The sequence below is a fragment of the Azoarcus sp. TTM-91 genome (assembly GCF_012911025.1).
GTDB lineage: Bacteria > Pseudomonadota > Gammaproteobacteria > Burkholderiales > Rhodocyclaceae > Azoarcus.
In genome coordinates this window covers 44498-51894 of record NZ_WUEI01000026.1, presented here as the reverse complement: position 1 = coordinate 51894, position 7397 = coordinate 44498, and the positions used below count along the sequence as shown (strand labels likewise).

At 70.4% G+C, this 7397-nt stretch carries 5 protein-coding genes; 2 read left to right on the top strand and 3 right to left on the bottom strand.

Annotated features, from left to right (window positions below):
* Window positions 1-157 precede the first annotated feature (157 nt).
* Window positions 158-2248 (bottom strand): ATP-dependent helicase, encoded by a 2091-nt coding sequence (locus GRF61_RS10005; RefSeq protein ID WP_169150516.1) that lies wholly within the window; start codon window positions 2246-2248, stop codon window positions 158-160.
* A gap of 188 nt (window positions 2249-2436) precedes the next feature.
* Between GRF61_RS10005 and GRF61_RS10000 the strand changes: the two genes are divergently transcribed.
* Both GRF61_RS10000 and GRF61_RS09995 read left to right on the top strand, forming a co-directional pair.
* Complete coding sequence (locus GRF61_RS10000) at window positions 2437-2934, top strand: NUDIX domain-containing protein (protein WP_169150514.1); 498 nt, start codon at window positions 2437-2439, stop codon at window positions 2932-2934.
* A gap of 225 nt (window positions 2935-3159) precedes the next feature.
* Window positions 3160-4617 (top strand): rhomboid family intramembrane serine protease, encoded by a 1458-nt coding sequence (locus GRF61_RS09995; RefSeq protein ID WP_169150513.1) that lies wholly within the window; start codon window positions 3160-3162, stop codon window positions 4615-4617.
* 42 nt (window positions 4618-4659) lie between these two features.
* On the opposite strand, the gene GRF61_RS09990 is transcribed toward GRF61_RS09995, so the two are convergent.
* Together GRF61_RS09990 and GRF61_RS09985 are read right to left on the bottom strand one after the other, a co-directional pair.
* Window positions 4660-5946 carry a hypothetical protein gene (locus GRF61_RS09990; RefSeq protein ID WP_169150512.1) on the bottom strand — a complete coding sequence of 429 codons (1287 nt, stop codon included), beginning with the start codon at window positions 5944-5946 and terminating at the stop codon, window positions 4660-4662.
* A gap of 358 nt (window positions 5947-6304) precedes the next feature.
* A complete protein-coding gene (locus tag GRF61_RS09985; protein WP_169150511.1) occupies window positions 6305-7207 on the bottom strand; it encodes a TIGR00730 family Rossman fold protein in 903 nt (300 codons plus the stop codon).
* Window positions 7208-7397 lie beyond the last annotated feature (190 nt).

Genomic DNA, 7397 nt, shown 5'->3' with positions numbered 1-7397 from the left:
GGGCTTGGGGGGTGTTTGCGTTTACCTGCAAACACCGGACCCGGCGGGGCGGGGCCGCAAGGGCGCAATCGCGGTGGCTGCGGCGTGGCACGCCTCTCCCTCTCCCCGGCCCTTCTCCCGCGAGGGGAGACGGGAAAACCCCCGGCCTGTGCCTCCTTCACTCCCACATGCCGCGCATCCGCGCCGCCAGGTCCAGCGCCGCCTGACGGGAGTCCGGCGTGCCTTTCAGCTCCGGCGGCGGCTCCGGCCAGGTCACCTGCTCGAAGTTGGCCAGCATGCGGTTGGAGATGAAGCGGCTGCGGCCGGCGTAGAGGTGCTTGTCGCCCAGGCCGGTCTGCTGGGTGACGTAGAAGCGCTGCGGCACCACCAGCTCCAGGCTGTCGCGGGCGCGGGTCATGGCGACGTAGAGCAGGCGGCGCTCCTCCTCGATCTCGCTGGCGTGGCGGGTGGCGATGTCGGAGGGGATGCAGCCGTCCACCGTGTTGAGCACGCTCACCGCGTTCCATTCCTGGCCCTTGGCGGAGTGCATGGTGGAGAGGATGAGGTAGTCCTCGTCCTTCATCGGCACGCCGGCCTCGTCGCTGGTGGCGCTGGGCGGGTCCAGCGTCAGTTCGGTGAGGAAGCGCTGGCGGCTGGGGTAGGTGGCGGCGATGCGGGCCAGCTGCTGGATGTCGCCCTGGCGCACCTGGGCGTCGTCGTACAGCCGCGGCATCTGGCCTTCGTACCAGCGGCAGGCGAGCTCGAAGCCGGCCGGCCAGGGCGCGCCTTCGCGGCGCAGCTGTTCGACCACCGCGGCGAATTCGCGCCAGTCCACCTGCACCGTCTCCGGCACCGGCTGCTCGGCGAGCAGGCTGCAGCCGGCGGGCGACTGGCAGACGTTGTCCAGGATCTTGCCGGCGGTCTTGGGGCCGATGCCGGCCAGCAGCTGCACCACGCGGAAGCCGGAAACGCGGTCGCGCAGGTTCTCCGCCCAGCGCAGCAGCGCCAGCACGTCCTTCACATGGGCGGCTTCGAGGAATTTGAGGCCACCGAACTTCACGAAGGGGATGTTGCGCCGGGTGAGCTCCATTTCCAGCCGGGCGCTGTGGCTGGCGGCGCGGAACAGCACCGCCTGCTGCTTCAGCTTCACGCCGGCCTCGCGCCGCGCCAGCACACGCTGGACGACGAAGGCGGCCTGGTCGGCTTCGTCCCGCACCGACACCAGCTGCGGTTTGGCGGCGGACTCGCGGTCGGACCACAGTTCCTTGCTGTAACGCTCGGCCGCCTGGGCGATGACGGCGTTGGCGGCGGCGAGGATGGGCTGGGTGGAGCGGTAGTTGCGCTCCAGCGTCACCCGGTGCGCTGGCGGCTCGAAGCGCGCCGGAAAGTCGAGGATGTTGCGCACGGTGGCGCCGCGGAAGGCGTAGATGGACTGGGCGTCGTCGCCAACCACGGTGAGGCCGCGGCCGTCCGGCTTCATGCCGAGCAGGATGTCGGCCTGCAGCGCGTTGGTGTCCTGGTACTCGTCCACCAGCACATGCTGGAAGCGGCCGCCCACCTCCTTCGCCAGGGCGGGGTCGGCCACCATGTGCGCCCAGTAGAGCAGCAGGTCGTCGTAGTCCAGCACCTGCTGGGTCTGCTTGGCCTGCACATAGGCGCGGAACAGCGTCTTCAGCTCCCCCTCCCATTCGGCGCACCAGGGGAAGGCGGACTGCAACACCTGGATCAGCGGCGCGCGGGTATTCACCGCCGCCGAGTAGATGGCCAGGCAGGTGCCCTTGAGCGGAAAGCGCTTGTCGCGGCTGGAGAGGCCGGCCTCGTGGCGCACCAGGTTCATCAGGTCGGCCGAGTCCTCGCGGTCGTGGATGGTGAAGGCCGGGTCCAGGCCGATATGGCCGGCGTACTCCCGCAGCAGGCGGGCGCCGACGGCGTGGAAGGTGCCGGACCACTGCAGGCCCGCCTGGGCCAGCCACGGATGCTCGGCGGCGGCGCGGGCGAGGATGCGCTGCACCCGCCGCCCCATCTCGTCCGCCGCCCGGCGGGAGAAGGTGAGCAGCAGGATGCGGCCGGGGTCGGCGCCGTTGGCGATGAGGTGGGCGACGCGGTGCGCCAGGGTGTTGGTCTTGCCCGAGCCGGCGCCGGCGATCACCAGCAGCGGCCCGGCCGTTCTGCCGCCATCCGCGTCTACGCCGTACTCCACCGCCTCGCGCTGGGCGGGGTTGAGGCTTTGCAGGTAAGCGGGGGCGATGGCGCCGGCCGGGGCCGGCATCTCGGTGGGGCGCAGTTCGACGCCGGGGGCTGGAGCGTTCATGGCTGTAATTCTATCCAGTCGAAAGCGAAAATCGAGCGCCGTTACAGGCGGGCACGGTCCCACCGCGCCGGTGCCGATGTGGCGATCCGCCGCCGGACGAGGCACCATCGGCCTTTCCGCCCGCCAGCGCCGCTCCACGCCCCGCCATGAACTTCTGCCCCCAGTGCGCCACTCCGCTGGCGCCACGCCAGGTCGATGAACTGCAGCGCCTCGCCTGTCCGGCGCCCGGCTGCGGCTTCGTGCATTGGGACAATCCGACGCCGGTGGTGCTAGGGCTGGTGGAGACCGAGGCCGGTTTCATCCTTGCCCGCAACGCGCTGTGGCCGCCCGAGGTGTTCTCGCTGATCTCCGGCTTCATCGAGCGCGAGGAAACGCCGGAACAGACCATCCTGCGCGAAACGCGGGAGGAACTCGGGCTGGCGGCCAGCCGGGCGGACTTCATCGGCCACTACACGCTGGAGAAGCGCAACCAGCTCATCATCGCCTACGCCCTGCGCGCCAGCGGCGTGCCCCAGCCCAACCACGAGCTGGCCGAGCTGCGCCTGCTCAGCCGCGCCGAGCTCGCCGGCTACGACTTCGGCCGCCTCGCCCTCAGCGCCCGCATCGTCGGCGACTGGCTGGCGCGCGGCCCGCACCGCAGCTGAACCCGCAGTCATCGCCCTGCCGATACTATCACCAAAGCAATAGCCCCTGCCCCGGCTGGCAGGCCACGACCACCGCTTGCCGGCCCGCCGCGGCGGCATCCGCCCGGCCTGCCCCGCCCGGCCGCGAGCCCGGCGCGGCAACGCCGGCCTTCGCCGCCGAACGCCAGCCTGCAATCCCCGGCGGCGCAACTATAATCATGCGCACGACATCCCCCTTGCAATCCCATGATCATCCTACCTCTGCCTGCGCGCCCCGACTGGCGCCGACCGCCCATCGCCACGCTGTTGCTGATCGTGCTGTGCGTGGCCGTGTTCCTGATACAGGGCAAGGATGCCCAACGCATGCAGGCGGCACAGCAGTACTACCTCGGCTCCGGGCTGGCCCGGCAAGAACTGCCCGCCTACCTGCAGGACCTCGTCGCCCGCGGCAAGTCCGACGAAGCGGCGCGGCTGCGGCAAACGCTGGCCCAGCGCAAGGCCGGTCCGGTCCAGCAAGCGATGGACGCCGACACCGACTTCATGCGCCGGCTGCACGCCGGCCAGGTCATCACCCCGGCCGACGCCGGCTACAACGAATGGCGCAGCCGGCGAACCCACTACGACGGGCTGCTGGAACAGCGGGTCACCCCCCGCTACGCGCTGCAGTCCGAAGCGCCGACGCCGCTCACCGCGGTGTCGCACATATTCCTGCACGGCAGCACCGAGCACCTGCTGGGCAACATGGCCTTCCTCTTCATCGTCGGCTACACGGTGGAAGCGGCACTGGGCGGCTGGGGCATGCTGGCGCTGTTCCTGCTCGGCGGCCTGTGCGCCGCCGTGCCCGACCTGCTCTTCCCCCAGCCCGGCTACGGCCTGGGCGCCTCCGGCGCGGTATCGGCGGTGATGGCCGCCTACCTGGTGCTGTACGGCGTGCGCCGCATCCCCTTCTTCTACTTCTTCATCTTCGTGTTCGGCGTCGCCCGCTGGCCGGCGCTGGCCATCCTGCCGGTGTGGGTGATGAAGGAACTGCTGCTGCGCTTCGTCTTCGACAGCGAATCCAACATCAACTACCTCGCCCACTTCGCCGGCTTCCTCGGCGGGGCGCTGCTGGTGGCCTTGTATCGCTGGCGGCGCGGCTGGCGCAGCGCGGATTCGGTGCAGCGGGAGGATGCGGCGGAGTCCATCGCCCAGCTGCAGGCACAGGCGGAGAACCATGTGGCGCAGCTGCAGTTCGCCCGCGCCACCGCCGACTACCGCCGCCTGATCCACGCGCTGCCGGAAGATGCCGGCTCGGCGGAGGCCTATCTGCGCGTCGCCCGCCTGGCCCACCAGCCGCAGGCCCGCAGCGAAGCCGCCCTGCACCTGCTGAAGCTCACCGCCGCCCACCCACGCAAGGTGGGCTGCCAGGCGGTGGAAGAGGCGCTCAATGACAGCCATCCGCGCCTGCCGCGGCTGAGCAGCGGCGCCTGGGGCCGCATCCTCGGCCGGCTGCTGGAATGCCAGCGCCTGGACAGCGCCGAGAAACTGGCGCTGCGGCTAGCGGCCCGGCCGGGCGACGAGGCGGTGGCGGCGGATGCGCTGCGGCGGCTGGCCGACGCCTGCCGGGATGCCGGCGACCTCAGCCGCGCCCGCCGCCTGCTGACGCTGCGGCAGACGCGACTGGCGCATGCGCTGACACCGGCCGCTGCCGGCGAAGCGCACTGAGGCAGGCTGAGGCGCGCGCTCTTCCCGCAACGGAGAAGGAACTCAGACACCAGTGCGCTCCGGCACGCGGCTCACCGCCCTCAGCCTTGCGAGCAGCGCCTCCTGCCGCGCCACCTCCTCCCTCAGCTGATCCGGGAAGCGCCGCTTGAGGCCGGCGAGCAAGCGCTCGGCCTGATCGTAATCGTGGCGTTGTTCGATGAGCAGACGCACCGCCAGCAGGTAGGCGGCGGCAGTGTCGCGGTGGCCGGGGTAATGGCGGTCAAAACCCTTCAGCAGGCGAGCGGCGGTGTCGAAGCGGCGGCGCTCGTAGGCGAGCTGGGCCAGCGCCAACGCTTCGGCGCCCTGCTGCGGACGGAAATCCGGTGCGCTGCGCCACAGCGCCTCGATTACCTCCAGCGCCAGACCGGAACGGTCGTTGGCGATCAGCCCCGGCAGCCAGGCTCGGGCATGCGCCAGCAGCGCCTCGGCTTCATCCGGCATCGCCAGCAGCAGGCGGTGCAGGCGCAGGTTGGCTTCGCGCGAGGCGGGCTGTTCCGCCACCTCGGCGCGAGCCAGCACCAGGGCTTCCGGATTGCGGCCTTCGCGCAGCAGGGCGGCGATGTGGCGGGCGGCATCCTGCGGTGCCTCTTCCGCCACCGCCGTCACCCGCGGCTGCAAGCCCAACGGCTCGTGGTACTGGTAGATCACGTAACCCATCATCCGGAACATGACGAGGGTGAAATAAGCCGCCGCCGCGCCGCCCGCCATCCACAGCAGCCAGGCCGGCAGCACCGGCTCCAGCAGCGAGATCAGCCCACCGCTGGCGGAGGTGATCAGCAACAGGCAGGCCACCAGGCCGAGGTAGGGCATGCCGATGGCGTGCATCACCGCCCACAGCCGCAGCGGCGACAGCGACCAGCCGAGGTTGTTGGTGATCGCCAGCACCATGATGCTGGCCGGCCAGCACACCCCCAGCAGCACGCCCACCAGCCCGCCGAAGTGCGGCCCGCCCAGCATGGCGGCGAGGACGCCGGCCACCACGCCGGCAACGATGGCGACGAAATGCTTGTAGGGCAGGTGGCGGCCGCCGTGCAGCGACTCGAACAGCATGAAGCGGTCGTCCAGGTAGCCGTAGGCGGTGCGCTCCAGCACGCTGAAGGCATAGCGCAGCACCGCCACCCACAGCAGGACCTGCATCAGCAGCTTCAGCGGCGAGAAGAAGAATTCGAGCGCGACGCTGAACACGCCCGCCGCCAGGCAGGCCGCCAGCGCTTCCAGCCGCAGCGGGTAGCGCAGGAACTCACCGAAGCGGGACCAGTAGGGAGCGATACGGACGGCATCGGAGGACATGCGGGTGGACCGGGAAGGCAATGCCAGCATGATAGCCCGGCGATGACCTTCGCCCGGACGCGCTCTGGCGGGCATGCCTGGGAGCGGGTGCGCTGGCCTGTGGCGCCGGGCTGGCGGAGACCGGGCCGGGCGGCCCTCATCAGCTCATATCAGCGCGGCCTGGAACCCGCCGGGTCCGCAATGTGCGGCGGCGGCGCTCGTCCCTTCAGCTAGCTGGCGTGAAGCCCGGCACGGACTGTGCGCAGCGCCGCAGGATGGAAAAACCGCCCTGCCGCATCAGACCCGGCAACGCAGGCACCGGGCCAGACGCGGGCGTCGCCCAAGCTGCAGCAAGCGCCCGCGCTCCCCGGGGCCGACATCAACCGCGCATCTGCCGCGCGGTGAACTTCGGATCGTCGATGCGGTAGGCGAGCTTGATCGCCTCCCAGGCGTCCTCGGCGGTTTCGACGTACTGGAACAGCTCCACGTCCTCAGGGTTGATCAGCCCGTCTTCCACCAGGGTGTCGAAGTTGATCAGGCGCTCCCAGAATTCGCGGCCGAACAGGATGATGGGGCGGCGGCGGATCTTGCGCGTCTGCGTCAGCGTCAGCACCTCGAACAACTCGTCCAGCGTGCCGAAGCCGCCGGGGAAGCTCACCAGCGCCACCGCCCGCATCAGGAAGTGCATCTTGCGGATGGCGAAGTAGTGGAACTGGAAACACAACTCCGGCGTGATGTAGGGGTTGGGCGCTTCCTCGAAGGGCAGGTAGATGCTCATGCCCATGCTGCGGCCGCCGGCCTCGTGGGCGCCGCGGTTGCCAGCCTCCATCACGCCGGGGCCGCCGCCGGTGGAGACGATAACCGGCTCGCCCAGGGCGCCGGATTCGCGCGTCACCAACTCGGCGAAGCGGCGCGCCTCCTCGTAGTAGTGGGACATGCGCAGCAGGCGCTCGGCACGCTTGATGGCGGCCTCGTCCTCGGCGGCGCGGGCGGCGGCCAGCATCTGCTCCGACACCTCGCGCGACTTGAAGCGCGCGCTGCCGAAGATGACGATGGTGGAGTCCACGCCCTGGTCCTGCTGCACCAGCTCGGGCTTCATCAGTTCCAGCTGCATGCGCACCGGGCGCAGTTCCTCGCGCAGCAGGAACTCGGTGTCGGCGAAAGCCATGCGGAAGGCGCTGCCCGGCCCGTCGTAGCGGGACGGCTGCTTGGGCGCGGCGGCGCTCACCTCGTCCTGCGCCGAAGGGAAATTCCGGGCCTTGAGCTTGTTTTTCGTGTCCATGGATCACGCTCGCTTTCTGTAATGGGAAAGGGGTGTTGCAGACAGCGTGCCCGGCGGCGCCGGGATGGCGGGTCCGGCAGCGGAGTGGGGGCCGGAGACGGCCAGCACGCGGCAGCAATGACTGCAAGGCGAATGCCACCCGCTTACCGCCTCCTTGCGCGGCAGGCCAGAAGCGCTGTCCGGCCAGGTG